General features: G+C 64.9%; 20 protein-coding genes, 1 tRNA gene and 3 pseudogenes. 12 read left to right on the forward strand and 12 right to left on the reverse strand.

Annotated features, from left to right (window positions below; genetic code table 11):
* Window positions 1-39: 39 nt before the first annotated feature.
* Window positions 40-174 carry a 50S ribosomal protein L34 gene (rpmH, locus tag JHW48_RS03725; RefSeq protein WP_042247969.1) on the reverse strand — a complete coding sequence of 45 codons (135 nt, stop codon included), beginning with the start codon at window positions 172-174 and terminating at the stop codon, window positions 40-42.
* A 249-nt stretch (window positions 175-423) separates the two neighbouring features.
* Between rpmH and JHW48_RS03730 the strand changes: the two genes are divergently transcribed.
* Entirely contained in the window at window positions 424-1,845 is a 1,422-nt protein-coding gene (locus JHW48_RS03730; protein WP_119884980.1) for a sensor histidine kinase, read from the forward strand.
* A gap of 109 nt (window positions 1,846-1,954) precedes the next feature.
* Window positions 1,955-2,031, forward strand: a tRNA-Arg gene (locus JHW48_RS03735).
* A 66-nt stretch (window positions 2,032-2,097) separates the two neighbouring features.
* On the opposite strand, the gene JHW48_RS03740 is transcribed toward JHW48_RS03735, so the two are convergent.
* The gene (locus JHW48_RS03740; protein WP_119884979.1) at window positions 2,098-3,099 is read right to left on the reverse strand and encodes a tyrosine-type recombinase/integrase; all 1,002 of its coding nucleotides are present in this window, start codon (window positions 3,097-3,099) and stop codon (window positions 2,098-2,100) included.
* 689 nt (window positions 3,100-3,788) lie between these two features.
* Window positions 3,789-4,786 (reverse strand): annotated as a pseudogene (locus JHW48_RS03745) (IS481 family transposase).
* A 103-nt stretch (window positions 4,787-4,889) separates the two neighbouring features.
* Here JHW48_RS03745 and JHW48_RS03750 point away from each other — a divergent pair.
* Window positions 4,890-6,079 (forward strand): IS3 family transposase gene (locus JHW48_RS03750; protein ID WP_272835763.1). Its coding sequence is split into 2 segments (ribosomal slippage): window positions 4,890-5,148 and window positions 5,148-6,079, totalling 1,191 coding nucleotides; the frame shifts between segments, so codons are not numbered across the junction.
* Window positions 6,080-6,164: 85 nt separating this feature from the next.
* Here the strand turns inward: JHW48_RS03750 and JHW48_RS03755 are convergent.
* The 5 genes from JHW48_RS03755 to JHW48_RS03775 all read right to left on the reverse strand — a co-directional run bounded on the left by JHW48_RS03755 (window position 6,165) and on the right by JHW48_RS03775 (window position 10,622).
* Window positions 6,165-6,680: a hypothetical protein gene (locus JHW48_RS03755; RefSeq protein ID WP_119887944.1), complete on the reverse strand. Its 516-nt coding sequence runs from the start codon at window positions 6,678-6,680 to the stop codon at window positions 6,165-6,167.
* 38 nt (window positions 6,681-6,718) lie between these two features.
* Window positions 6,719-7,216, reverse strand: a complete 498-nt coding sequence (locus JHW48_RS03760; RefSeq protein WP_147388206.1) for a hypothetical protein — start codon at window positions 7,214-7,216, stop codon at window positions 6,719-6,721.
* A 169-nt stretch (window positions 7,217-7,385) separates the two neighbouring features.
* A protein-coding gene (locus tag JHW48_RS03765) for an IS5-like element ISPaes1 family transposase (protein WP_119887974.1) occupies window positions 7,386-8,167 on the reverse strand; the annotation gives its coding sequence in 2 pieces (ribosomal slippage) (window positions 7,386-7,825 and window positions 7,825-8,167; 783 coding nt in all).
* Between the two features lie 644 nt (window positions 8,168-8,811).
* Window positions 8,812-9,834 carry an LLM class flavin-dependent oxidoreductase gene (locus JHW48_RS03770; protein WP_119887442.1) on the reverse strand — a complete coding sequence of 341 codons (1,023 nt, stop codon included), beginning with the start codon at window positions 9,832-9,834 and terminating at the stop codon, window positions 8,812-8,814.
* 350 nt (window positions 9,835-10,184) lie between these two features.
* Entirely contained in the window at window positions 10,185-10,622 is a 438-nt protein-coding gene (locus tag JHW48_RS03775; protein ID WP_170152353.1) for a hypothetical protein, read from the reverse strand.
* A gap of 331 nt (window positions 10,623-10,953) precedes the next feature.
* Here JHW48_RS03775 and JHW48_RS03780 point away from each other — a divergent pair, with 331 nt between their 5' ends.
* The 5 genes and pseudogenes from JHW48_RS03780 (at window position 10,954) to JHW48_RS03800 (ending at window position 18,130) form a co-directional block, all read left to right on the forward strand.
* Window positions 10,954-12,054, forward strand: a complete 1,101-nt coding sequence (locus tag JHW48_RS03780; protein WP_170152354.1) for an alpha/beta hydrolase — start codon at window positions 10,954-10,956, stop codon at window positions 12,052-12,054.
* Between the two features lie 136 nt (window positions 12,055-12,190).
* Window positions 12,191-12,820, forward strand: a pseudogene (locus JHW48_RS03785) (NAD(P)-dependent oxidoreductase).
* 128 nt (window positions 12,821-12,948) lie between these two features.
* Window positions 12,949-13,713: an SDR family NAD(P)-dependent oxidoreductase gene (locus JHW48_RS03790; protein WP_119887445.1), complete on the forward strand. Its 765-nt coding sequence runs from the start codon at window positions 12,949-12,951 to the stop codon at window positions 13,711-13,713.
* Window positions 13,714-13,751: 38 nt separating this feature from the next.
* A complete protein-coding gene (locus JHW48_RS03795) occupies window positions 13,752-16,370 on the forward strand; it encodes an HAD-IC family P-type ATPase (RefSeq protein WP_119887446.1) in 2,619 nt (872 codons plus the stop codon).
* On the forward strand, window positions 16,367-18,130 hold the full coding sequence (locus tag JHW48_RS03800) for an acetate/propionate family kinase (RefSeq protein ID WP_119887447.1): 1,764 nt from the start codon (window positions 16,367-16,369) through the stop codon (window positions 18,128-18,130). Before JHW48_RS03795 ends, JHW48_RS03800 begins: the two co-directional genes overlap by 4 nt.
* Before the next feature lie 97 nt (window positions 18,131-18,227).
* Here the strand turns inward: JHW48_RS03800 and JHW48_RS03805 are convergent.
* A protein-coding gene (locus JHW48_RS03805; protein WP_076611977.1) for an IS5-like element ISPaes2 family transposase occupies window positions 18,228-18,985 on the reverse strand; the annotation gives its coding sequence in 2 pieces (ribosomal slippage) (window positions 18,228-18,661 and window positions 18,661-18,985; 759 coding nt in all).
* A 64-nt stretch (window positions 18,986-19,049) separates the two neighbouring features.
* On the opposite strand from JHW48_RS03805, the pseudogene JHW48_RS03810 reads away from it, so the two are divergent.
* Window positions 19,050-19,364, forward strand: a pseudogene (locus tag JHW48_RS03810) (IS5-like element ISPaes2 family transposase); the annotation flags it as partial.
* Window positions 19,365-20,026: 662 nt separating this feature from the next.
* Window positions 20,027-20,410 (forward strand): hypothetical protein, encoded by a 384-nt coding sequence (locus tag JHW48_RS03815; RefSeq protein ID WP_170152389.1) that lies wholly within the window; start codon window positions 20,027-20,029, stop codon window positions 20,408-20,410.
* 22 nt (window positions 20,411-20,432) lie between these two features.
* On the opposite strand, the gene JHW48_RS03820 is transcribed toward JHW48_RS03815, so the two are convergent.
* Window positions 20,433-20,840, reverse strand: a complete 408-nt coding sequence (locus tag JHW48_RS03820) for a hypothetical protein (protein WP_205962004.1) — start codon at window positions 20,838-20,840, stop codon at window positions 20,433-20,435.
* Between the two features lie 171 nt (window positions 20,841-21,011).
* A complete protein-coding gene (locus tag JHW48_RS03825; protein ID WP_205962003.1) occupies window positions 21,012-21,623 on the reverse strand; it encodes a TetR/AcrR family transcriptional regulator in 612 nt (203 codons plus the stop codon).
* A gap of 162 nt (window positions 21,624-21,785) precedes the next feature.
* On the opposite strand from JHW48_RS03825, the gene JHW48_RS03830 reads away from it, so the two are divergent.
* Window positions 21,786-22,187, forward strand: a complete 402-nt coding sequence (locus tag JHW48_RS03830) for a RidA family protein (protein WP_119887823.1) — start codon at window positions 21,786-21,788, stop codon at window positions 22,185-22,187.
* 45 nt (window positions 22,188-22,232) lie between these two features.
* Here the strand turns inward: JHW48_RS03830 and JHW48_RS03835 are convergent, their stop codons facing one another.
* On the reverse strand, window positions 22,233-22,952 hold the full coding sequence (locus JHW48_RS03835; protein ID WP_119887822.1) for an SDR family NAD(P)-dependent oxidoreductase: 720 nt from the start codon (window positions 22,950-22,952) through the stop codon (window positions 22,233-22,235).
* A 66-nt stretch (window positions 22,953-23,018) separates the two neighbouring features.
* On the opposite strand from JHW48_RS03835, the gene JHW48_RS03840 reads away from it, so the two are divergent.
* Window positions 23,019-23,672, forward strand: a complete 654-nt coding sequence (locus JHW48_RS03840; RefSeq protein ID WP_119887821.1) for a TetR/AcrR family transcriptional regulator — start codon at window positions 23,019-23,021, stop codon at window positions 23,670-23,672.
* Window positions 23,673-23,677 lie beyond the last annotated feature (5 nt).

A 23,677-nucleotide genomic window follows, 5' to 3' on the forward strand; every position in this document is an offset into this window, starting at 1 on the left:
TTGGTCGGGCGGCGGGGCCGCCGGCAGGATCCCGGGGGATCAGGCCGACAGACGCTTGCGGCCCTTGGCGCGGCGGCGGTTCAGCACCAGACGGCCGCCCTTGGTGGCCATGCGGGCGCGGAAGCCGTGACGGCGCGCACGAACAAGGTTCGAGGGTTGGAAGGTGCGCTTCATGGTCAGTCTCCGGGTCGGTTCTTGCGGGGGGCGACCGGACAGGGCAGGTTGCGAAAACTTGCCCTGCGCCACGGCGCCGGTTGTTCGAAGCCCGCTGGTTACTGGACGAAACCGGCCGCGTCAACCTTGGAAACCCGTCTTCGCGCAGGTTTCCGCGCTGGAACCGCCGGGCGATCACATTCGTTTGATGGACAATGACGCAATCCCTTGGCTGACAAGGGCCGATCTTCCCACCATAACCCGGGCACGATGCGACTGAACACGATCTCTGGCCGATTCGCTTTGCTGACGACGATGTTCGTCATCCTGGCTGAGCTGTTCATCCTGCTGCCCTCGCTGGCGGGGTTCCGTCTGGATTACCTGGAATCGCGGCTGGAACGCGCCCAGATCGCCAGCCTGGCGCTGCTGGCCACGGACGAATCCATCGCTTTGGACCTGGAATCGGAACTGCTGGAGACCGCGGGCGTCTTCAACGTCGTGCTGCGGCGCGACGACATCCGCCAGCTGGTCCTGTCATCGCCCATTCCCGGTCCGATCGCCGCCACCTATGACCTGCGGTCCGAAGGGGTGCTGCAGACCATCGACGATTCGCTGGCGGCGCTGTTCGATCCGCAGAACCGGGTGATCCGTGTCATCGGGGCCCCGGTGAACCAGGCGGGCCAGCTGATCGAGATCACCATGCAGACCGCCCCCCTGCGCGAGGCCATGGTCGAATACGGGCTGCGGCTGCTGGCGGTGTCGGCGGCCTTCTCGATCCTGACGGCGGTGCTGCTGTTCACCGCGGCGCAGCGGCTGATCCTGGCGCCGATCCGGCGGGTGATCAGCCACATGACCGCCTATGCCAGCGCCCCCGAGGATGCGCGCCACATCATCATTCCCGATGCCCGCCTGGCCGAGCTGCGCGACGCCGAGACCGCGCTGCAATCCATGCAGCAGACCGTGACCTCGTCCCTGAAGCAGAAGGAGCGGATGGCCCAGCTGGGCCAGGCCGTCGCCAAGATCAGCCACGATCTGCGCAACATCCTGACCACCGCCCAGATCTTTGCCGACCGGCTGGAGGACAGCGCCGATCCCAAGGTCCGCCGCGCCGCGCCCAAGCTGGTGAACTCGATCACCCGCGCGGTGAACCTGTGCGAGACGACCCTGGCCTTCGGCAAGGCCGAGGAGCCCGCGCCCACCCTGTCGCGCTTCAACCTGGCCAAGCTGGCCGCCGAGGTGATCGAGGCGGAATCGCTGGCCGCCGAGCCCGCCGGCCGGGTCGAGTTCCTGACCGACATCCCCCCCAGCCTGATGATCCGCGCCGATCGCGACCAGCTTTACCGCGTGCTGGCCAATCTGGCGCGCAACGCCCGCCAGGCGATCGAGGCCACCGGCCAGTCCGGCACGGTGGAAATCGGCGCGGGCGAATCCGAATCCGATTGGTGGATCAAGGTCTGCGATACCGGCCCCGGCCTGCCGGACCGGGCGCGCGAATACTTGTTCAAGCCCTTCACAGGCAGCACCCGCCGCGGCGGCACGGGCCTGGGCCTGACCATCGCCGCCGACCTGATCCGGGGCCATGGCGGACGGCTGGACCTGCTGCGCAGCGATGCCGAGGGCAGCCAGTTCTGCATCCAGATCCCCCGCGGCATGGCCGCCCTGTCCATGCGCGCCGAGCCCGCCCCGGCCTGACAGCCGGGCTTTGCGGGGGGCTTTGCGGGGGCGGTGAAAAAGATTGCAGATTTTTGACGTTTCGCCCTTGCGCTCCCCCGGCGCCCCCGTTAATTCCCCACCTCAAGACGGACCCGTAGCTCAGCTGGATAGAGCACCAGACTACGAATCTGGGGGTCGGGCGTTCGAATCGCTCCGGGTCCGCCATTTTTTCCAGATGCTTAGACTGTTGCCCTTTGATGGGGTTGAGACGCGGTTGAGACGAAAGTTGAGTCATCGTTCGCCCCTCGTTCCACCGGAGCGCATTCTGATCACCTTGTTCATCGATTTTGAGCGTCGCCGGACATAGCGCCCCGTGGTGGACGGTTGCGTATGGTTCGCCTGATGCTGAGCCTCGATCTCGGAGGCACCAAGCTCCACGGCTTCGGTGATTGCCCCCGCGCGGATATCCATACAGAGGATCTCTTCGCTGATACCGGCCGCTTTCCGATAGCGGGCAAAGAGGGTCGTCCAGCGCCGCTTGGTATAGGGCATGCCGTTCTTCTGGACGATAACGGGGCCCACTCGTTGCACCTTGGGGATTTTTGACAGCCTCTGCCGCAGGTCGACCAACGGAATCAGATCATAGACAAGAGGCTGAGGCAGGACGTCCTTCGTCTTGGACGGAGCCTTTCGGATTGAGGATAAGTCCGAGCTGACCATGTCCCAAGTAAGGCCATCAGTCCAGTAGCGGCCGTCCCGAACGATGCCGCCCTTGCTGCCGGGGAGCCACTGACCACGCACATCTACCGCCCGCAGCGTCAGCCACCATTGCAAGGACAGGCCCAATGCGACCATGGCGTCACCTGCCTCGTCGGCCGCACTGATGACGGCGTAGACCTCCACCTTTGTCGGGGCAACGTCGCGGGGCTTTGGATTTTTGATACGCATCCCTGACAGCACGTTCTTCACAGCTTCGCCGCCGTCGAATACGATGGCGGCACCATAGCCTGCCAGGACCCTCAGCATCGTAAACTGGCGCTTCTGATAGGCGATTGACCTGCCGTTTGTCGCCATCGCTTGCTGCCAACTCCTCGCCACTTCGAAGGTCGTGTCTCGGACCAAGCTGGTGCCGACTGCAGCCTCCCATCGTCCGATATTCCGCAGGTATTCTTCCTGAGTATTCCCTTTAAGCTCGTGAAACGGGCTGTAACTGTCGTTCAGATAGCGTCCGATAAGATGTTTCCACGAGCCCGGAACGGCCTTTGGCTCGGGGCTCTCAAGGAACAGCAGCATTTCCCGGGTATACTCGCGCGCCAGACGGGCTCGTTCCAGCTCGTTACCGTCACCCAAGCGACCGGGAAGTCGCCGAGGCGCCGCTGGAAATCCGGCTTCAGTATAGCGCTTAGTTGGTTTCCAATAGAGAAGATCTTTCGTTCTTGCGGTATGCGGGGCGTAGAGCGGATCGCTCCCGTCCCATAGTGCGGGTTTATAAGTCACTTTTATACTCCTATAGCTTGCTTAGATCGGCCCTCTGGGCCTGATGATGATATTCTTGACTTCGTGCAGGGTCTGCGACCCTTCGGCGTTTGGAGAGCCAAGCGTCTACGTCGGCTTTCAGTGTAAATCCGACGATCGGGTCAGGTGGTGGAAACCCGTCTACCTCAAGCTTTGACCTGGTCTTCCTCAGCCAGTCTGGTGAACGCCCAAATCGCGCCGCCACCCACCGCTCGGAACCAAAAGCGGCGTGATCGTCAAAAGTGGCATCGTGGACGAGCTTACTCCTCAAGCGCCCCAGTCCTCCATATCGCCACGAAAACAGATGCTTTCGCCTTGATCCGATACCGAGGTGCATTTCGCAGAAGCAATTCGCCGTGCCATCTTATTCTCCTTTCCAGATGGGGTGAGGGGTTGATCGGTGCGCCGCTATGGCGACAGGTAATACTCATCTATTTCAGCTCGCGGATTGACGTTGCCCCCTCCGCCTAGGTGTTCAGTCCCGGCATCTGGTGGATCGGATTGACGATGAATCTGTCTGGCTCTGAAGTCCAGACCTTGCAGATGTATTCGTAGGGTGTGACACCGCTCAGCGTCTTGAGCCTGCGTGCGAAATTGTAGGCGGCGATGAAATCGGCGAGGTGCGTGCGCAGCTGGCTGTGGCTGTCGTAGTGGTAGCGCTTGACGGTCGCGTCCTTGATCGTCCTGTTCATCCGCTCGACTTGGCCATTCGTCCACGGGTGGTTGGGCTTGGTCAGCCGATGCTCGATCCCGTTTGCCTCGCAAATCATGTCGAACCGCATTTGCCGAGAGTAAGGAGTGTTACGGTTTCGAGGCTGCTCTGCGAACTGGATGCCATTATCGGTCAGGATCGTGTGGATGCGGTAGGGCACGACGTCCAGAAGGTGCTCCAGGAACTCCCAAGCGGTTTTCCTGTTGGCCTTTTCCGCCAATTGAACGACAGCAAATTTGCTGGTGCGATCAATGGCTACGAAGAGGAAGAGCTTGCCTTCGGCCGTCTGCACCTCGGCGATGTCGATATGGAAGAAACCTATCGGGTAGCGCTTGAACTTCGCACGCTTGGGCTTGTCCCCGCCCACGTCCGGCAGTCGCGAAATGCCATTCCGCTGCAGGCATCGGTGCAGCGCCGAGCGCGTCAGATGTGGGATAGAGGGCTGAAGAGCGTAGAGGCAGTCGTCCAGCGGCAGCAGCGTATGGCGCCGAAACGCGACGATTGTTGCTTCCTCGGCCTCACTCAAGACCGTGGAGCGTGGCTCCTTCGGCCCAGTCTTACGGTCCTCAACTGTCTCGCGCTTGCGCCACTTCGCGACAGTCTTTGGGTTGATGCCGAGCTCCCGGCTCAGCTGCGCGAGCGAAGCTTGCGATCATTCGGGCGAGGCCCTCGGACCGATGGCGAGCCGGCCCTCATTATTGCAGCTCTGACAGCGTGCGTGGTCGTGGCGCTCCCGTGACGAACTTGTCCCATAATGCTTCCTTCCATTCCTGCGAAAGGATTGCACCATCAAACCATGGGATCAAACACCTAATCCAGTCTGAGGTAGACTCTGGCCTAACCGAGAGGACCAGAGATGAAGCGCAGCAGGTTCACCGAGGATCAGATCATCGGCATTCTAAAGGAGCACGAGGCCGGCGTTTCCGTCGCCGATCTGTGCCGCAAGCACGGCGTCAGCGATGCGACCGTCTACAAGTGGAAAGCCAAATATGGCGGCATGGATGTCAGCGAGGCAAAGCGGCTGAAGGCGCTCGAGGATGAGAACGGGAGGCTCAAGAAGCTGCTCGCCGACGCCATGTTGGACAATTCGGCTCTGAAGGACCTGCTGGGAAAAAAGTGGTGACGCCCGCCGCGAAGCGGCAAGCGATCGCGTATCTGGTGTCAGGCCACGGGATGAGCGAGCGGCGGGCGTGCCGGGTGATCGGATGTTGTCGGATGACCATGCGCTATGAGGCGATCCGGCAGGATGACCCCGTGCTGCGCGATCGGCTGAAAGAACTGGCGCGGGTGCGCCGCCGGTTCGGCTATCGACGGCTGCATGTCTTCCTGCGCCGTGAGGGTCATGAGGTGAATCACAAGCGGCTGTTCCGCATCTATCGCGAGGAGCGGCTGCATGTCCGTCGCCGCGGTGGCCGCAAACGGGCGATAGGGACACGAGCCCCGATGGCGCTTCCGCTGATGCCGAACCAGCGCTGGTCGCTGGACTTCGTCTCCGACCAGCTGACCGATGGCCGCCGCTTCCGGGTGCTGACCGTGGTGGATGACTGCACGCGGGAATGCCTCGCCCTGATCGCCGACACGTCCCTGTCCGGCGCAAGGGTTGCGCGGGAACTGGCAACGCTGTTCGAGGCCCGCGGAAAGCCCGGAACCGTGGTCAGCGACAATGGCACCGAGTTCACCTCGAACGCGATCCTGACCTTTGCCGACGACCGCAAGATCGACTGGCATTATATCGCGCCGGGCAAGCCGACCCAGAACGCCTTCATCGAGAGCTTCAATGGTCGGTTGCGCGACGAGCTTTTGAACGAGACGCTGTTCCCGTCCCTGAACCATGCCCGAGCCACGCTGGCCGCCTGGCGTATGGACTACAACACCGAACGCCCGCACTCGCGCCTCGGCTGGCAGACGCCTGCGGAGTTCGCCCAAACCTTCACACCGCAACGGGGCCTGACGCTGCGCAACCCGCAAAGCTCCGCGCCAGCCCCCGTTGCCCAACCCGCCCAAACAGGCAAAACTCAAACCCGGAGTCTCGCTCACCCTGGATAGAAGTTGGGGGCAACGTCAGGATCGATGAACGGTTCGAAAATGGCTCCATCGTGGATCCATTCGACCTCACCAATCCGAGCTTTCATCAGCGCGCCGTCAGGGCGTTGAGGTCGGCAAAGACCTCGGTGCTAGTGGCGCCGTAGCCGAGCGCGGCGGCCGCGGCAAAGAGGTTCTCACCGATCTCCGCCTCCGGGTGGCAGGCATGCAGATACATGGCGGTGACCAGCGTGGTGGCGCCGACGGGGGTCACGAGATCCAGACCCTGGTAGCTGCCGTCGCCCGAGCGGAAGGCGGGCCGGATCTCGGAGCAGAAGAACTGCACCGGGGCCGGCGCCTCCCAGTCCAGGGTGGCGGGATCGGCCTCGGGCGCGCCGGGGACGGCGGTGCGCAGAGCGACCATCACCAGATCGCCCGGCACGGCGGCGCTGCCTTCGCCGACCACCTGGCGCGAGACCTGATCGACATGGATGCATTCGCCCATCTGGCAGCGGCCGAGATAGGGCGCCGCAGTCACCGCGCCGGGCAGGAGGAGCGCCGGCAGCAGGAGGGCAGGGAGGGGTATCGCGGAACGGCGGGTGGTGGTCGTCGAGGTGATGGTCATGGTCGTCTCCGTGGTGCTGGGGTGGGTGAGAGTGGATGTCAGTCCTGGCAGCGGGTGTGGTCGGAAAGGCAGTGGCGCAGGGTCTCGGGCGCATCGGGGTCGAGGTCCCGCGCCAGGCGGCCGGGGCTGAGGTCGAGGTCCCGCAGCTGCCAGAGCCCCGTCGCGTCCGGGCCGTGGAGCGTGCCGGTTAGGGTCAGCGGCGCCTCCAGCGGCCCGAGCTGCAGGCTCAGCTCGGTGCGGCTGGCCGAGAAGAGCCCGCCGCGCGTTCTCGCCTCGGCCTCAAAGCCATGGTTGCAGAGCATCTCGGTGGCATCGAACCTCTCGCCGCCACCGACATCGAAGGCCCCGCTGCGCAGTTCGGCCGGAGCGATCTCGAAGAGCCGCTCGCAGCGCAGATGGGTGTGACGGGCCTCGAAGCTGCGCCACAGGTCCCGACAATGCGACAGGAGCGGACGCAGCCAGGGCTGGTCCCTGTCGAAAGCGGCGCAGTCCGGCAGATCGGACGGCCCGTGCCGTGCGGGATCGAGCGCGTCCATGGCCGTGTCCAGCCGATCCCGCTCGGCGGTGAGCACCTTGTCGCGCTTAGCCGCCCCGGCGCGGCGGGCCTCCTCGAAGGCCGCGGCGATCTCGGGTGCCGCCGCGCGGTAGGCGGCGCTGGCCGAGATCCGGGCAAAGGCGGCGTCGGCATAAACATAGCGGATTAGGTCATGTTGACAAATGGCGGAGCCAGAGCCTGATGCAGGCGACGTCGACGAAGCCGAGGAAGCTTTCGGCGGTTTTGTCGTAGCGGGTTGCCAGGCGGCGGCTGTTTTTCAGCTTGTTGAAGCAGCGCTCGACCATGTTGCGCAGGGTATAGATGGTCATGTCGACAGCCTTGCGCACCCTTCGGTTCTTTCGCATCGGTATCATGGGCAGGGCGTTGCGGCTCTCGATGTCTTCCCGAATTTTATCAGAGTCATAGCCCCTGTCGGCGACCAGAACGGCGGGCTGTGGAAGATTGTCGGCCATCACCAGATCGTAGCCGGTGTAATCGGACTCTTGCCCCGGCGTGATCTCGGTCCTCATCGGGAGGCCTGCGCCGTTGACCCTGAGATGGATCTTGGTCGAGAACCCACCTCTCGAACGGCCAAGAGCCTCTTTCGGAGTCCCCCTTTTGCGCCCGCCGCATGATGGTGCGCGCGGATCACAGTGCTATCAACCATCTGGAGCTTGTCTGGCGCGATCTCAGCGTGGTTCAGCGCATCCAGGATATCCTCCCACAGTCCCGCCAAAGTCCAGCGGCGGAACTGACGGTAGACCGAGGACCACTTGCCAAACTCTTCGGGCAGATCACGCCATGGCGCACCAGTCCTTGCGATCCAGAAAATTCCATCGAGAACAAGACGATGGTTCGCGGGTTTCCGCCCGTTAGCGTGCCGGACGGCACGAATGAAGCCTTCGAAGAAGGTCCACTCATCGTCGGATATCAGGTTGCGTGCCAAGTTCATCTCCCACGTAGAGATGAGCTTGAATCATACGACGACTGCCAGAGGAATCCCTTTTGTCAACACGACCTAGGGTTGTTCCGGCGGCGTCGAAGACGTCGGCCAGCCTGGCTTTGGCGACCGGCAACGCGTCAGTGCCGAAGTCCGGATCTGGCAGGCTCCAGCGGGCCTGACCTGCCTGGTTAGGCCGGAAGACCCACGGAATGCACCGCACCCCGAAAACCTCCGCTGGCACCGTGAGAATGTATTTGGCAGAGCGATGTTTGAGGAGTTCTTTGCTCCGATGTAGCCGCGAGCGTAGCCCAAGATGTCTGGTCCAGCTCGTTCACGCACAGGCGGCCCATTCCTGCCGCTCAGCCCTCGGCACACTCTGCAGTGCAGCGTTCCTGAAGCGGCCGTTCGCACTCGCAGCAGCGAGACCTACAGTGCAGCGTCCGCAGCGAGGACCTTCGGGGACTTGCGTCTTCTCAGACAAAGCTACCTTGCGGCTTCGAGCGAGGCGCCTCGAAGAGGAGCCGCCGCCGCCGCTCGGTGGCCGGGCGTCACACCTCTCAAGGCAGCGCCGCTACAGAACAAGCCCGGATGCCGAGGGTCCGGAACTTGGCGAGCACGCCTGTGGCACTTTCGCGAACCCGACTGGCGTCAGCTCAGCGCCAGCCGAGGGCGGGGGCGACATGCGTCAGGATCGCCTCGATGACATGCGCGTTGTAGTCCACGCCAAGCTGGTTGGGGACGGTCAAGAGCAGGGTGTCCGCCTCGGCGATGGCCTCGTCCTCCGCCAGTTGCGCCACAAGCTGGTCGGGCTCTGCCGCATAGCTGCGACCGAAGATGGCGCGGGTCTGCGCGTCCAGGTAGCCGACCTTGTCTGCGTTTTCAGCGCTGCGGCCGAAGTAGGCGAGGTCCTGATCACTCACCAGAGGAAAGATGCTGCGGCTGACAGAGACGCGTGGCGTGCGGTCATGCCCCGCCTCGGCCCAAGCCTCCCGATAGGCCCGGATCTGCTTGGCTTGCTGGATGTGGAAGGGCTCGCCCGTCTCGTCGTTCTTCAGCGTCGAGCTTTGCAGGTTCATGCCCAGCTTTGCCGCCCAGATTGCCGTTGCGTTCGATCCGGCGCCCCACCAGATCCGCTCGCGCAGCCCTTCAGAGTGAGGCTCCAGCCGCAGCAGGCCCGGCGGGTTCGGAAACATCGGGCGGGGGTTCGGCTCGGCAAAGCCCTCGCCTCGCAGAACGTCCAGCAGCACCTCGGCATGGCGCCGGCCAAGATCGGCATCGCTCTCGCCATCGGCGGGTTGATAGCCAAAATACCGCCAACCATCGATGACCTGCTCGGGAGAGCCCCGGCTGATGCCCAGCTGTAGCCGCCCCCCGGAAATGAGATCCGCAGCGCCGGCATCCTCCGCCATGTAGAGCGGGTTCTCGTAGCGCATGTCGATCACGCCGGTGCCGATCTCGATGCGCTTGGTGCGCGTGCCCACGGCAGCCAGCAGCGGAAAGGGTGAGGCCAGCTGCCGCGCAAAGTGATGCACGCGAAAGTAGGCACCATCAGCGCCCAGTTCTTCGGCAGCAAGGGCCAGATCGATGGACTGCAGCAGGACATCGCGTGCCGAGCGGGTCCGCGAGCCAGTCGAGGGTGACCAATGGCCGAACGACAGAAATCCGATGGTCTTCATGGCAGCTTCGGCCTCCGGTCTGATAACATGCCCTTCAGCTAAGTCGCAGTGATCGTCATTGAAAGTGCGCCCTCTGTGCGCCGCCGAACAACCGCTGTGTGAAGAGCCGGGTGCTTGAAGCTGCCACAAAAGCGCTGGTCAGCCCCTTGCTGCGTGCCTAACGTCATGGCGGCACACGCTTGACGAACCCGGCCCAAAGCCGACGGTCATCCTATTGCTGGCGCTGCAGTGCAGCTTCCAAAAAGCGGACGGTGGTGCAACGCGCAGCGACATCTTCATGCTATATCCAAAGCGTGGGATTTGGCCGAAGGGGTTCCGCGGCGTTGGCGCCCGCGCCGCCGGTGGGACGCTTAGCGTATGTGGACGCGGCCTGTTGCCTGATCGACGAAGACAGTGACTGGCTCCTTGTGGAAGCCTTCCCCCTCCCACACGGTTGCCGTCATCGGAACCCGCAGGCCCGAGGCGGGATCATCGCTGGCCGCACCAGGACCGAAGGTCATCCCGCCCCAGCCTTGCTCGTCATCCGTAATGAGCAGCCTGCAGATCCGGGCACCATCCAGCGGGTCGGGCATCAGCACGGCAACGGCGGTGCCGCAACAGGCAGGCTCTGGCGCAGAAAGGATCAGGATGCGCACCGCGCCTTGCGCATATGAGCGCGTTGTGTCCTCAAGAGGCTCTGTCACGTGAGCAAGATAAGCCTGGTTTTGCCCGACGCAGTTGATGCTCTCGCGAGCCATAGCAGCAGCGGCGGGCACAGTTGCCAGAATTGCAGCAAGAAGGATACGCATCATCATCATCCCCGGGTCGTCTCACATGCCGCTTGTTTAGCTCCCTTCTGGTAATTAGCAATCCCGGGCCGTCATTCTCATCGGAAGGTGTCGGTAGCGGTCATCCATGGTTGCGCCGAAGCCGGTTTGTCCGCGGTCCGGTGCTGGCGGCGCAGAGCGATATAGCAAGGGCTTCCGCCCTTAGTCTTCGCCGCGCCTTCGGTTGGCTCAGGTCAATGCTCGTGCTGATCGGCTTGTCTTGCGTCCAACGAGCACATCCTGCGCGTCAGCAAGAGGTTGCTCTCTGGCAGGTTGTGGGTAACGTCCCGACATGATCGTCAGGGGGATATGCATGGTGGGCGCATCGCGCCTTTGGTCTCGCGCTGCGCTTGTGACGGCGGTGCTGGCGGTTGCGGCCTGCGCCCCGCGCGCAGACCTGTCCCTCATGAACCCGCCCCCGCCCGGCAGCCTGCTCGAGGCCGAACGGTTCGAGGTGCTGGCTGTTACCACCCGCGCTCGGCAGTCTCCGACGGCCAACGTCTTTACGACGACGCGCAGCCTCGTCCCAAGCCACGCGCTGTTTCACATCGCGGCGGCGCAGGGGCGCCAACCGGGCGTGACGCAGTCCGCGGGACACGCGCCCGTCATAGCCGTCGAAAGGCAGGCCATCATCACCTCGCGGCAGGCACTGCTCGACCATCTTGCCGGCAGTCCGCGCCCCCGCGACATCAGCCTGTTCATCCACGGCTTCAACCTGAACTTTCCCGAAGCGCTGATGCGCACCGCGCAGTTGTCGGCGGACGAGATCCTCCGCGGCCAGCCGCTGCTCTTTGCCTGGCCCTCTGAGGCGCGGGTGCAGGGATACCTTCATGACCGGGACTCGGTGATCGTGTCACGCGATGCGCTGGTCCAGCTGCTGGTGGATCTGGCGGGTGACGCACGCTTGGGGAACGTGGACGTTCTCGCGCATTCCATGGGCGCACTGCTGATGGTCGAGGCGATGCGACAGCTGCGACTGACTGGGCGCGGGGACGTGCTGGACCAGCTGTCGGTGACCTTGGCAAGCCCGGACATCGATCTGGATGTCTTTGCCGCCCAGATGGCGGTGATCGGCCCCATGCGTCGACCCATGAAGATCCTGGTGGCGCGGGACGATCGCGCCCTGATCCTTGCGGGCCGCCTCAGCGGCGAGGCGAGACTTGGCGTTCTGGACGTGGCGAATCCGCGTGTCCAGAAGGCCGCAGAGGCATACAACATCGCCATCATCGACATCTCGGAGCTGCGGGCAACGGACGGGCTGCGCCACGACCGCTATGCCGGGCTCGGCAGTCGAGGAGCGACGCGAGCCCAGCTTCGCGAGCTGCGCCAGGCCGGCGCATTTGGCGTGACCGCGCTCGGGGCCATCGTCAGCGCCCCCTTCGACGTGCTGGAAGGGGCGCTGGCGCTGGAGTGAGCGGCGTCTGGTTGTCACCGCAGAAGGCGCTTGATCTGGAACAAGTCCCGGAAGCGCAGCTCAATATATAAGCGCAGAAGACGGAAGGGCAGATCATCGGCTCATCCGGGCAACGAACTTCAATGCGGGAGGCAAGATGCGGTTGTTCGTCATTGGGGCGTCAGGCGGCGTCGGCAGATGCCTGCTGGAACGGGGTGCGGCCCGTGGGCACGCGATCACGGCGCAGAGCCGCAGCGGAAACGGCCTGGTGCCCGGTGCGGCTCTTCACGTCGTCAAGGGTGAGCCGACCGATGCGCCATTCCTTCGCCAACACATGACTGGTCATGATGCCGTCGTCTTCTGCCTCGGCATCGACAGCCGCGCGCCGACGACCCTCTTCTCGGACACGACGGCGGCGGTGCTCCAGGCGATGGACGCTGCAGGCCTCCGGCGGCTCGTTGCGGTGACCGGCATCGGAGCGGGTGACAGCACGGGGCATGGCGGGCTCGTCTACAACCGCATCATCTTTCCGCTCTTCACGCGCAACCGCTATCTCGACAAGGGCCGGTAGGAGGGGATGATCGAGAGAAGCCGCCTCGACTGGACGATCGTCAGGCCGGCGCCGTTTGCCCGCACCTCCGGGGCTGGGCCGCTTCGGGTGGTGACGCAGATCCCACCGGGGCTGCAACTGCGAAGAGTGACCCGCCAGGAAGTCGCGGGCTTCATCCTGGACTGCCTCGAAAAGGTCAGCTTTCTGCGCCAGAAGCCCTTCATCGGGCATGAATAAGAGCGCACCGCGATCTGACATAGGTCAATGTCGCGGCCTGCCATCTCGCTAAGAAGGAGCCGTGCCAAGGCCACGCGCAACATGTGCGTTGCAGGCACACCGACTGTGCTTTTGGAAGGAGCAAGACCATGACCGACCTTCGCTTTGACTTCTCTGGCCGCACGGCCGTCGTCACCGGCGCCGCCTCGGGGATCGGCCGGGAGATTGCGCTGGAGCTTGGGCGCTCAGGCGCGCTGGTCGTCGTCAGCGACCTTCAGGAAGATGGCTGCCAGCGGGTGGTCGACGAAATTACCGAGGCCGGGAGACAGGCGCGGGTCTTTGCTGCGGATGTGACGGACGAGGCGGCGATGAGGAGTCTCGTTGCATTTGCCGAAGCCGAAGGCGGCGGGCTGCACATGGCAGTGAACAACGCCGGGGTCGGCGGGCCGAGCCTGCCGACCGGAGAATATCCGGCCGAAGGCTGGCGGCGCGTGATCGACATCAACCTGAACGGTGTGTTCTACGGCATGCGCTGGCAGATCCCGGCGATGGAGCGCGCCGGCGGCGGGGCGATCGTGAACATGTCCTCGATCCTCGGCTCGGTCGGTTTTGCCAATGCCGCACCCTATGTCGCGGCCAAGCACGCGCTCCTGGGGCTGACGAAGACAGCGGCGATGGAATATGCGCAGAAGGGGGTGCGGGTGAACGCGGTCGGGCCGGCCTTCATCGACACGCCGCTCCTGTCGGCGAACCTCTCGGCCGAGGTGATGGCGGGGCTGGCCGCGCTGCACCCGTTGGGGCGGATCGGCACGGCGGCCGAGGTCTCGGCGCTGACCTGCTTCCTGTTGTCGTCGCGCGCGAGCTTCATCACCGGCAGCTATCACCTGGTCGACGGCGGATATACCGCGCCGTGAGGGATGCGGCAGAGGCAGGGGACCTGAACCCTTGGGCCATGTCCGTGGACGAAGTGCTGCGGGCACTGGACAGCACCCTTGCGGGGCTCGCCCCGGCAGAGGCCGCCGCGCGCCTTGAACGGCACGGCCCGAACCGGCTGCCCGAGCCGCCGCGGCCTTCCGGGCTGGCGCGGCTGGCGCGGCAGTTCGGCAACCTGCTGATCGTGGTCCTGATCCTGGCCGCCGCGATCACGGCGCTGCTGGGGCATTGGATCGATACGGGCGTGATCATGGCCGTGGTGATCGTTAACGCCTTGATCGGCTTTGTGCAGGAAGGCCGGGCCGAGCAGGCGCTGGAGGCGCTGCGGGACATGCTGGCGCCCCGCGCCTCGGTTCTGCGGGGCGGGCAGCGGCAGGGGGTGGACGCCGCGCAGCTTGTGCCGGGCGACATCGTGCTGATCGAGGCGGGCGACCGGGTGCCGGCGGATCTGCGGCTGATCGAGGTGGCAAACCTGACGGCGGAAGAGGCGATGCTGACGGGCGAGTCCCTGCCGGTCCGCAAGGCGCTGGCGCCCGTCGCCGCCGAAGCGCCGCTTGGCGACCGCAGCGCGATGGCCTTCAGTGGCACCATGATCGCAGAGGGCACCGGCACGGGCGTCGTCGTGGCGACGGGCGCGGCGACGCAGATCGGGCGCATCAGCGACATGATGAGCTCGGTCGAGGTGCTGACCACGCCGCTGATCGTTCAGATGAGCCGATTTGCAAAGGTCCTGACCGCTTTCGTCCTTGCCGTCGCAACCTCGGTCCTGGCCTTCACCACGCTGCTTCGCGGCACGCCCTTCGCCGAAGGCTTCATCGTCGTCGTCGGCCTGATCGTCGCGGCCATCCCCGAGGGCCTGCCCACGGTCCTCACCGTCACCCTCGCCATCGGCGTTCAGCGGATGGCCGCGCGCAACGCCATCATCCGCCGCCTGCCGTCGATCGAGACACTCGGCGCGGTCTCCGTCATCTGCACGGACAAGACCGGCACGCTGACCGGGAACGAGATGGTCGTCACCCGTATCGCCACGGCCGAGGGCGACGCCGAGATCGGCGGCGCGGGCTACGCGCCGGAAGGTGACGTCACCGGCGCAGGAGGCGCCGCGCTGCCCGCTCTCGGCCGCATCGCCGCCCTGTGTAACACGGCCCATCTGCGCCATGACGGCGGCTGGCGGGTCGAAGGCGATCCGATGGAGGGCGCGCTGCTGGCGCTGGCCGGCAAGTTGGGCGCGCCCTGGCAAGACCGCCCTGCGCCTGAGGCGGCGATCCCCTTCGACGCGCGCTATCGCTACATGGCGGTGCTGCAGGACGGGATGATCCTGCTGAAGGGTGCGCCCGAGGCCGTTCTGGCGCGCTGCGCCACTGCGCTTGGTGCCTCGGGACCACTGGACCGGGCTGCGTGGGAGGAACGTGCCGAAGCCATCGCGGCAGACGGGATGCGCGTTCTGGCACTGGCCCAGAAACCGCATGACGGGCCGGCCTTGGACCACGCGGATGTCGAAGCCGGGCTTGTCCTTGTCGGCCTCGTTGGCCTGATCGACCCGCCGCGTCCCGAGGCGATTGCCGCCGTGGCCGACTGCCGCCGCGCCGGCATCGCGGTCAAGATGATCACCGGCGATCACGCGGGCACCGCCGCCGCCATTGGCCGCCAGATCGGGCTGGCGCGCCCGGACCGCGTGCTGACCGGGGCGCAGATTGACGCGCTGGACGACGAGGCGCTGATCGGCGCCGCAGCGGTCACCGATGTCTTTGCCCGCACCAGCCCCGAACACAAGCTGCGCCTCGTGATGGCGCTGCAGGCGCCGGGGGCCGTGGTCGCGATGACCGGCGACGGGGTGAACGACGCGCCGGCGCTGAAGCGCGCCGATGCAGGCATCGCGATGGGGCAGAAGGGCTCTCAGGCGGCGCGCGAGGCGAGCGATCTGGTGCTGGCGGACGACAACTTCGCCTCGATCGCAGAGGCAGTGCGGCAGGGGCGGACGGTCTACGAGAACCTCAAGAAGGTCATCAGCTTCCTGCTGCCGGTGAACGGCGGCGAAAGCATGAGCCTGATCATCGCCGTGCTCTTCGCGCTGACCTTGCCGATCACGCCCCTGCAGATCCTCTGGGTGAACATGCTCAGCTCGGTCGCGCTGGCGATGGCGCTGGCCTTCGAGCCGCCCGAGATGGGCGTGATGGCACGCCCGCCGCGTCCAGCCTCGGCGCCGATCCTGTCGCGCTTTGTGCTCTGGCGCATCATGCTGGTCTCGGTCCTCTTCACCATCGGCATCTTCGGACAGTTCGAGATGGCGCTGGCCACAGGGGCGGATTTGGACGTGGCGCGGACGATGGCGGTCAACACGCTGGTCGCGATGGAGATCTTCTACCTGTTCTCGGTCCGCTACCGGCACGGCGCCTCGGCGACAGTCGAGGGCACACGCGGAACGCCCGCTGTCCTGATGGCGCTGGCCGTGGTGCTGGCATTGCAGGCGCTGCTGACCTATGCGCCGCCGCTTCAGGCGCTGTTCGGCACGGCTGCACTTTCCCTGTGGCAACTGGTCTCCTGTGCGGCTGCGGGCGCCTTGCTTCTGGCGGTGCTGGAACTCGACAAGCGCGCCGCCGCGTTCTGGAAACGAGATCCCAAAGGAGACACTGCATGAGGGTTCTGGTCTTCAACGCCGGCAGCTCCAGCTTGAAGCTCGGCGTCTTCGACGGTGAGCGGCAGGTCTTCAAGGCCAGCTTCGACCGTTTCGGCCCGGAGGGTTGCGACCTGAAGATCGGCGGTGAGACCAGCCGCGCCCCGCAGCCGGATCTCGCTGGCGCCATCGCCGCCGTTCCGGCGCTGCTGGATCGTCACGGCGTCGAGAAGATCGACGCCGTCGGCCACCGATTGGCGCATGGCGGAACCGCCTTCACCGGCCCGGTGCGGATTGACGACGCGGTCGAGACCCGCATCGAAGCGCTGACGCCGCTCGCGCCGCTGCATAATCCGGCGATGCTGCAAGCCGTTCGGCTGGCGCGGCAGCTGTGGCCCGACCTGCCCCAGGTCGCGGTCTTCGACACCAGCTTCCACCTGACGAACCCGGCACGCGCCACCACCTATGCCGTGCCCAAAGCGTGGCGCGATGCAGGGCTGCGGCGCTTCGGCTTCCACGGCACCTCGCACCGGTATGTCGCTCAGCGCGCGGCCGAGGCGCTCGGGCAGGACGCGAAGGACCTCAGGATCGTCAGCATCCACCTCGGCAACGGCGCCAGCGCCTGCGCGGTGCAATATGGGCGCAGCATCGACAGCTCGATGGGGATGACGCCGCTGGAGGGGCTGGTGATGGGCACGCGCTCGGGCGATGTCGATCCCGGCGCCTTCGGCTTTCTGCAGCGCGAGCTGGGGCTGGACATCCCGCAGATCGAGGCGGCGCTTTACGCAGACAGCGGCCTCAAGGCACTGACGGGCAGCGCGGACATGCGCGATGTCGAGGATCGCGCGGCGGCGGGGGATCTTGAGGCGCAGCTGGCCATCAACATCTACGCCTACCGGGCGCGGAAGTATCTCGGCGCCTATGCGGCGGCGATGGGCGGGCTGGATGCGGTCGTCTTCACCGGGGGGATCGGCGAGAATTCTGCCTCGATGCGGCGGCGCATTTGCGACGGGCTGAGCTTTCTGGGGCTGATGCTGGACGACGACCTGAACCGGGCGCCCGACCTGACCGATCGCGCTGCGCCGCAGATCCAGGCGCAGGGCAGCCGCGTCGCGGTCATCGTGACCGAAACGGCCGAGCAGCTGATGATCGCGCGCGAGGTGCGCCAGCTTCTGGCGCGTCGCGCCCCGGTCCCGCGCAGCATCCCGGTGGCGGTCTCGGGCCGCCACGTCCACCTGTCGGCCGATGCGGTGGATGCCCTGTTCGGCCCCGGCTACCGCCTGAACCCGGGAGCGCCCCTGCGGCAGCCGGGCAACTGGGTCGCAGAGGAACGCCTCTCGCTGGAGGGGCCGAAGGGCCGGCTGGAGCGGGTGGCGATCCTCGGCCCGCTGCGCCCGCGCACCCAGATCGAGGTATCACGCACCGACAGCTTCGCGCTTGGACTCGATGCGCCCGTGCGCGACAGCGGCAAGCTCGACGGCACCCCCACCGTGCGCCTGATCGGTCCGGCCGGGCAACTGGACAGCAACGGTCTGATCGTCGCCGCGCGGCACATCCACACCAGCCCGGCGGATGCCGAGGCCATGGGCCTCACCGATGGCAGCCTCATTCGCGTCCGCATCACCGGCGCGAGCGGCCGCGACCTGGTCTTCGACCGCGTGCTGATCCGCGTCGCGCCCGGCACCGTGACGGAAATGCATATCGACACGGATGAGGCCAATGCCGCCGGCATCAGGGGCGCCGGAGAAGGAGAGCTGGTAGGAACGGCTGTTGCTGAACTCTGAAGGGAGAGGCGCATTGCTCCAAACCGGCCGGTCACCATGCGCCTCTGTCAGCGGCAGGGTCCCCCAAAGCGGCCTTAGGCTCCAGACTCATTGAGTTTCACAGCCAGAACAAGACGGTTGCGGCGAGCATGATCGCTGAGAAGAACGTTTCCGGGCAGCGGTCATAACGGGTTGCGACGCGCCTCCAGTCCTTCAGACGTCCGAACATGATTTCGATGCGGTTACGCCTTTTGTAACGCCGCTTGTCGTATTTGACGACCTTCTTGCGGGACCTCCGTCCGGGGATGCAAACCTTTATCCCCTTGTCTTTCAAAGCGTCTCTGAACCAATCAGCGTCGTAGCCCCTGTCGGCCAGAAGCCACTCAGCCTTCGGCAGGCTGCCCAGCAGCGCCGCCGCGCCGGTGTAATCGCTAACCTGGCCGGCCGACATGAAGAACCCGATCGGCCGCCCCTTCGCATCGGCGACAGCGTGCAACTTGGTGTTCATACCGCCTTTGGTGCGCCCGATCTGGCGCCCGCGCCCCCCTTTTTCACCCCAAGGCTCGAGGCCGTGCGGTGTGCCTTGAGATAGGTCGCGTCAATCATGATCGTCTTGTGCTCGGCGCTCTCGGCGGCAAGGCCGACAATGATCCGGGCAAAAACCCCGTTATCGCTCCAGCGCTTCCAGCGGTTGTAGAGGGTTTTGGCCGGGCCGTATTCCTTCGGCGCGTCACACCACCGCAACCCATTACGATTGATGAAAATTATGCCGCTGAGGACGCGACGATCATCGACCCGGGGCTTGCCATGGCTCTTGGGAAAGAACGGTTTCAGACGCTCCATTTGGGCGTCGCTCAGCCAGTAAAGATTACTCATCGATCAGGTCTCCTTGAGGAGCCTGAATCATGCAAAGACCGTAAGATCAATGGGTCTGGAGCCTAGCGATTACACCGGCGCGGCGGCGCTGCTGGGCAGCCTGCCGAAGGCTGAGTGGCTTCTGGCCGACAGGGGCTACGATGCTGACTGGTTCAGAGACGCTTTGAAAGACAAGGGGATAAAGGTTTGCATCCCCGGACGGAGGTCCCGCAAGAAGGTCGTCAAATACGACAAGCGGCGTTACAAAAGGCGTAACCGCATCGAAATCATGTTCGGACGTCTGAAGGACTGGAGGCGCGTCGCAACCCGTTATGACCGCTGCCCGGAAACGTTCTTCTCAGCGATCATGCTCGCCGCAACCGTCTTGTTCTGGCTGTGAAACTTAATGAGTCTGGAGCCTAGCTGACTTGCTGTTTCATAATGTTGAGCGCGTCTGCGTCAGATGCTGCCAGTTGTCCCAGAACAAAAGTCCCCACGCATCGGGCCTGATGAACATCCGAGCGCAACAGGTCCAGCGCAATCCTCGTGGCTTGCTCGGGGGGGGCGGACGAGACAAGACCCTCAGCAAGCAGCTTCAGGTCCTTGAAGCCGTGCTCGGTGGCACGTGCGCGTGTGACAACTTCTTCTATAATGCTCACGAAGCTCTCCGGGTATGAAAGGTTCCGCGTCTGGCGGGGGCTGATTGTCAAACAACTACTATATGATATGGTCGCTGCTCGGCTTACCTCGGTGCGATCGAAGAGCACGCGCGTGGCGACAAAAAGGGTGTAATTCAGCCTCCGACACGTGTCCTCGGCCCATTGCGGACGGTCAACACCGCTCAGGTGCTGCGGTGCAGCTTCCCTTAAGCGGCCGTTCAAGCATGCCGCAGCGAGATCGACTAGCTGCGTTGGCGAACAATGATCTCATAGGGAGGGCATCCGGAATTATGGCACATGGATAGGCAATGCGAGCTCCTCTGGCACTTGGGATAAGGTAGCAGAGGGATACACTTTCCGCCGCTATTCGATATGCGCGAGCTACAACGGCCAGATCGGTTCCGTGACGGTTCTCGACCAGGATCTTGCCGTGGCCCTGCAAGAAGCAGAGACCTATATGCGATGCTTGGTGCAGGTAAGTGGCGAAGCTTTAAACGAAAGGATGCTCAAGCCTTGTGACCGCCGGAGAACGACAATGAGCGATACCGACATCCGTCTTGCTGAACTACAGGCCGAGGTCGATCACTTGGCGGATATAGCTGTCCACATGATGGTCGGACTATGCTTCGGCCTCGGCGGCACGGCAGACGGTCTGCGCAAGATCGCGGACGATTTCGCGGCAGCGGCAGAGGATCCCGATCCGGCCATATCGAGGCTCGCCGCGTCCCTTCAGACGGCGCTGCGCGAGGCGGCGGAGAAGCTTGAACGCCAGCCGGACCGCGCCTGATCCTCCTGCGGCAATGTCGGAGTCACGAGGCGCAGGTGGGGTCAGCCGTTGCAGTGACGACGCCGTGACATGCGGGCGCCGGCAAGGCGGCGCCCGCCATCAGCAACGCTGCAGCGGCAAGGGCCACCGGCGCACCTGCTATGTCGAGCAACGCGCCGAAAGCCGGCGCGCCCGCCGTCTGCCCCGCTGCAATCATCAGGAACGGCAGTCCCAGGCCGAGATCGGCGCGGTCTGGGAACAGCGTGATCCCCCACAGCAGAAGCGTGCCCGACGAGATGATGTAGCCTGCTCCGAACAGTCCCATGGCGAAATAGGGCAGGATGGCAGCCGCACCGCCCGCCGCAAGGCGGATCACCGCGACCGCCATTAGCGCCAGCGACAGCCGGTGGACATGGGCGAGGCCAAGGCGGTCAGTCGCGACACCTGTCACCAGCCCCGCCAGGCCGGCAGCGCCGAGAACGATCCAGGCCAGCGCGATGCGGTTGCCGGCAAACCCCAGCAGGCCCTGAAGTATCCGGGACTGGACGTTGATGCTATCGGCGGCAGTTTTGACCGCCAGATGCCGAGTGTGATCTTCGCCGGCAGTTCGGTCCGGAATAGCTCATCGAAGTTCGGCACCACGTGTCTTCTTCAAGAGCTGCGATGCGTGTTCCGCCAGAAGTCCCTCAGCGAGCATCCGGAACGCCTCCTGCGCCTTCGGCAGCATTGCCGCGGGGTCCTCGCAGGCCGCCACCCAGAGTGCCGCGTTCAGGGCCGCGCCGTTCAGGAGGCGCGATGCCGCCTCCACGTCCACCGGCCGCAGAACGCCCTCGGCCTTCAGTTCGGCCACTGCCGCGCGCGTAGCGTCGAGGCAGCGGTTCTGGCTCGGCCATTGCGCCGGATCGCCCAGCACCGCCGGGCCATCGCGCAGGACGATGCGCTGCACCTCGGGGTCGAGCGCCATCTCGATATAGGCGCAACCTTCGGCCAGAAGCGCGTTCCACGCCGTCGCTTCCGCCTCAGCAAGCCGGCGCGCCCGGCCCGCCATTTCGGCGTCGATCTCGTCCACGACCGCCGCGAAGAGCCCCTTCTTGTCGCCGAAATTGTGGTAGAGCGCCCCGCGAGTCAGCCCGACAGCAGCCGTCAGGTCGTCCATCGAGGTGCTGGCAAAGCCCTTTCCGGCAAATGCCGCGCGTGCCGAGGCGACTAGCTTGCGCCGCGTGTCCTCCATCATCTCTGCCCGTGTTCGCCTGGCCATGGCATCTCCCGCGTTCGCTCCCATTGACATACGTTGCGTATGTAAATAGTTTCTAGATACGCAGCGTATCTGAATTCGTCTCCAGAGGGAAGCGCGCTCCCTCAGGCTTAAAACAGCTTCCATCACAGGAGAAAGACCATGGCCCAACGCGACGCCATCTACCCCGGAAACTCCGCCCGCCATGCGCTTTATGATGCGCATGGTTACTCCCCCGCCGTCCGCTCGGGCGATCTGCTGTTCGTATCCGGTCAGGTCGGCAGCCGCGAGGATGGCCAGCCCGAAGACAGCTACCTCGGCCAGGTCGAGCGTGCCTTTGCCAATCTCGAGGCAGTGCTGCAGGCCGCGGGTTGCGGTTTCGATGACATCATCGACGTCACGACCTTCCACACGGACCCCGAGGCGCAGCTTCCGATCCTGATGCCGGTGAAGGAGCGTTTCTTCCCGAAGACGCCGTTCCCGACTTGGACCGCGGTCGGCGTGACGTGGCTGGCCGGCTTCGACTTCGAGATCAAGGTCATCGCCCGCCTCCCGAACGCCTGAGGAGCGGTGGCAGCGAGCACCTGCTGCCAGCTGTTGCTGCTCCCATCACCATGGGCTGCGGCCATCCGGCTCGACGAAGAGGCCGCTTTCGCCGGCATGAAGCGCAAAATGGACCGGCAGGCGCGCCCCTTCCTCGGGGGTCATCGTGCCGTAGCCGGTCAGATCCGTCTTCACGAAGCCGGGACTGACCGAGTTCACCTTGATGCCGTCCGACTTCAGCGCCTCGTGGAGCTGCACCGTCAGCATGTTCATCGCCGCCTTCGAGGCGTTGTAGCCGATGAACTGCTGCGCGTAGTAGGTCGAGGAGGGATCGCCGTTCAGCGCCAGCGAGCCGAGCGAGCTGGACAGGTTCACGATCCGCGCGGCCGGCGACTTCCGCAGCAGCGGCAGCATTGCCTGCGTCACGGCAAGGGCGCCGATGAAGTTGACCTCCATCACGCGGCGCACCGCTTTGACGGATGCCGCGCCGGGGGCACCGTCAGCGGGATCGAAGATCCCGGCGTTGTTCACCAGGATGTCGAGCCTCCCGTGCCGCGCCTCCATTTCCGCCGCGGCAGCATCAAGCGTCGCGTGATCGTCCAGGTCCAGCCTGATCCAGTCGGCGGCGAGGCCGTCTGCGGCCAGCTGGGCCGCGGCTGCCGTGCCGCGCGTCTCGTCACGGGCGCCGATCAGGACATGGACTCCCGCTTCGGCTAGTTGTCGTGCGATGGCAAGGCCGATCCCCTTGTTGGCGCCTGTGACCAAAGCAATCTTCTTCTCTGTCATGTCGGCTTCCTTTTCCCTTAGCTTCGCCACAAAATATGAGCGGAGCTTCAGCTTTTGGATTCGCATATGCCTGACACGGCGCCAGCCGGCCTGAAGGCCCGGAAAAGCCCGCTGCAGCGCCGCGCGCGCGTGACGGTGGATGCCATCTTCGAGGCGACGATTCAGGTTCTGCTGCGGGACGGAATGGCGGGCCTGACCACCACCTGGGTGGCCGAGCGGGCGGGCGTATCGGTCGGCACGATGTATCAGTATTTCCCGCACAAGCAGGCACTGATCTACGCGCTCAACGCGCGCTATCTGGATGCGCTTGCGGCAAAGATCGAGGCTGTTGCGGCAGCTGAGAGTGGAAAGCCGATCGCGCAGATGATGGCGGCGCTGATCGACGCCTACTGGCAGGCGAAGACAGAGCGGGCCGAGGTCACCCGGGCCCTCTACCGCTCGGTGGTCGAGTTGGACAACGAGTCCCTGCTGCAAGACTTTGCGGCGCGGGTGGACGGGGCGACAACGGCCATGCTGGCGACCGCGCCTGATGTTGCCCTTGAAGATGCCGCAGCGATCAACCTGACGCTGACCTCCGTGATCTACGGCACGGTGCGCAACGCCTTCGAGAGGGGACTTTCGGCGGAGGACACGGACGCGCTCCGCCGGAACCTGCACATCATGTGCGGCGCCTATCTAAACACGCTGCCGCGGACGAAGGCCGGCGCGACGGCGCCTTGAGGCCA

It is taken from the genome of Paracoccus aestuarii (genome assembly GCF_028553885.1).
Classification (GTDB): domain Bacteria; phylum Pseudomonadota; class Alphaproteobacteria; order Rhodobacterales; family Rhodobacteraceae; genus Paracoccus; species Paracoccus aestuarii.

What these genes read in the sequence shown, in the direction of transcription:
- JHW48_RS03790 (WP_119887445.1), top strand. Translation starts at nt 12,949, where the DNA reads ATGACCGACCTTCGCTTTGACTTCTCTGGCCGCACGGCCGTCGTCACC.
- JHW48_RS03835 (WP_119887822.1), bottom strand. Translation starts at nt 22,952, where the DNA reads ATGACAGAGAAGAAGATTGCTTTGGTCACAGGCGCCAACAAGGGGATC.
- JHW48_RS03780 (WP_170152354.1), top strand. Translation starts at nt 10,954, where the DNA reads ATGGTGGGCGCATCGCGCCTTTGGTCTCGCGCTGCGCTTGTGACGGCG.
- JHW48_RS03775 (WP_170152353.1), bottom strand. Translation starts at nt 10,622, where the DNA reads ATGCGTATCCTTCTTGCTGCAATTCTGGCAACTGTGCCCGCCGCTGCT.
- JHW48_RS03830 (WP_119887823.1), top strand. Translation starts at nt 21,786, where the DNA reads ATGGCCCAACGCGACGCCATCTACCCCGGAAACTCCGCCCGCCATGCG.
- JHW48_RS03825 (WP_205962003.1), bottom strand. Translation starts at nt 21,623, where the DNA reads ATGATGGAGGACACGCGGCGCAAGCTAGTCGCCTCGGCACGCGCGGCA.
- JHW48_RS03760 (WP_147388206.1), bottom strand. Translation starts at nt 7,216, where the DNA reads ATGGACGCGCTCGATCCCGCACGGCACGGGCCGTCCGATCTGCCGGAC.
- JHW48_RS03740 (WP_119884979.1), bottom strand. Translation starts at nt 3,099, where the DNA reads ATGCTGCTGTTCCTTGAGAGCCCCGAGCCAAAGGCCGTTCCGGGCTCG.
- rpmH (WP_042247969.1), bottom strand. Translation starts at nt 174, where the DNA reads ATGAAGCGCACCTTCCAACCCTCGAACCTTGTTCGTGCGCGCCGTCAC.
- JHW48_RS03730 (WP_119884980.1), top strand. Translation starts at nt 424, where the DNA reads ATGCGACTGAACACGATCTCTGGCCGATTCGCTTTGCTGACGACGATG.
- JHW48_RS03800 (WP_119887447.1), top strand. Translation starts at nt 16,367, where the DNA reads ATGAGGGTTCTGGTCTTCAACGCCGGCAGCTCCAGCTTGAAGCTCGGC.
- JHW48_RS03795 (WP_119887446.1), top strand. Translation starts at nt 13,752, where the DNA reads ATGTCCGTGGACGAAGTGCTGCGGGCACTGGACAGCACCCTTGCGGGG.
- JHW48_RS03840 (WP_119887821.1), top strand. Translation starts at nt 23,019, where the DNA reads ATGCCTGACACGGCGCCAGCCGGCCTGAAGGCCCGGAAAAGCCCGCTG.
- JHW48_RS03755 (WP_119887944.1), bottom strand. Translation starts at nt 6,680, where the DNA reads ATGACCATCACCTCGACGACCACCACCCGCCGTTCCGCGATACCCCTC.
- JHW48_RS03770 (WP_119887442.1), bottom strand. Translation starts at nt 9,834, where the DNA reads ATGAAGACCATCGGATTTCTGTCGTTCGGCCATTGGTCACCCTCGACT.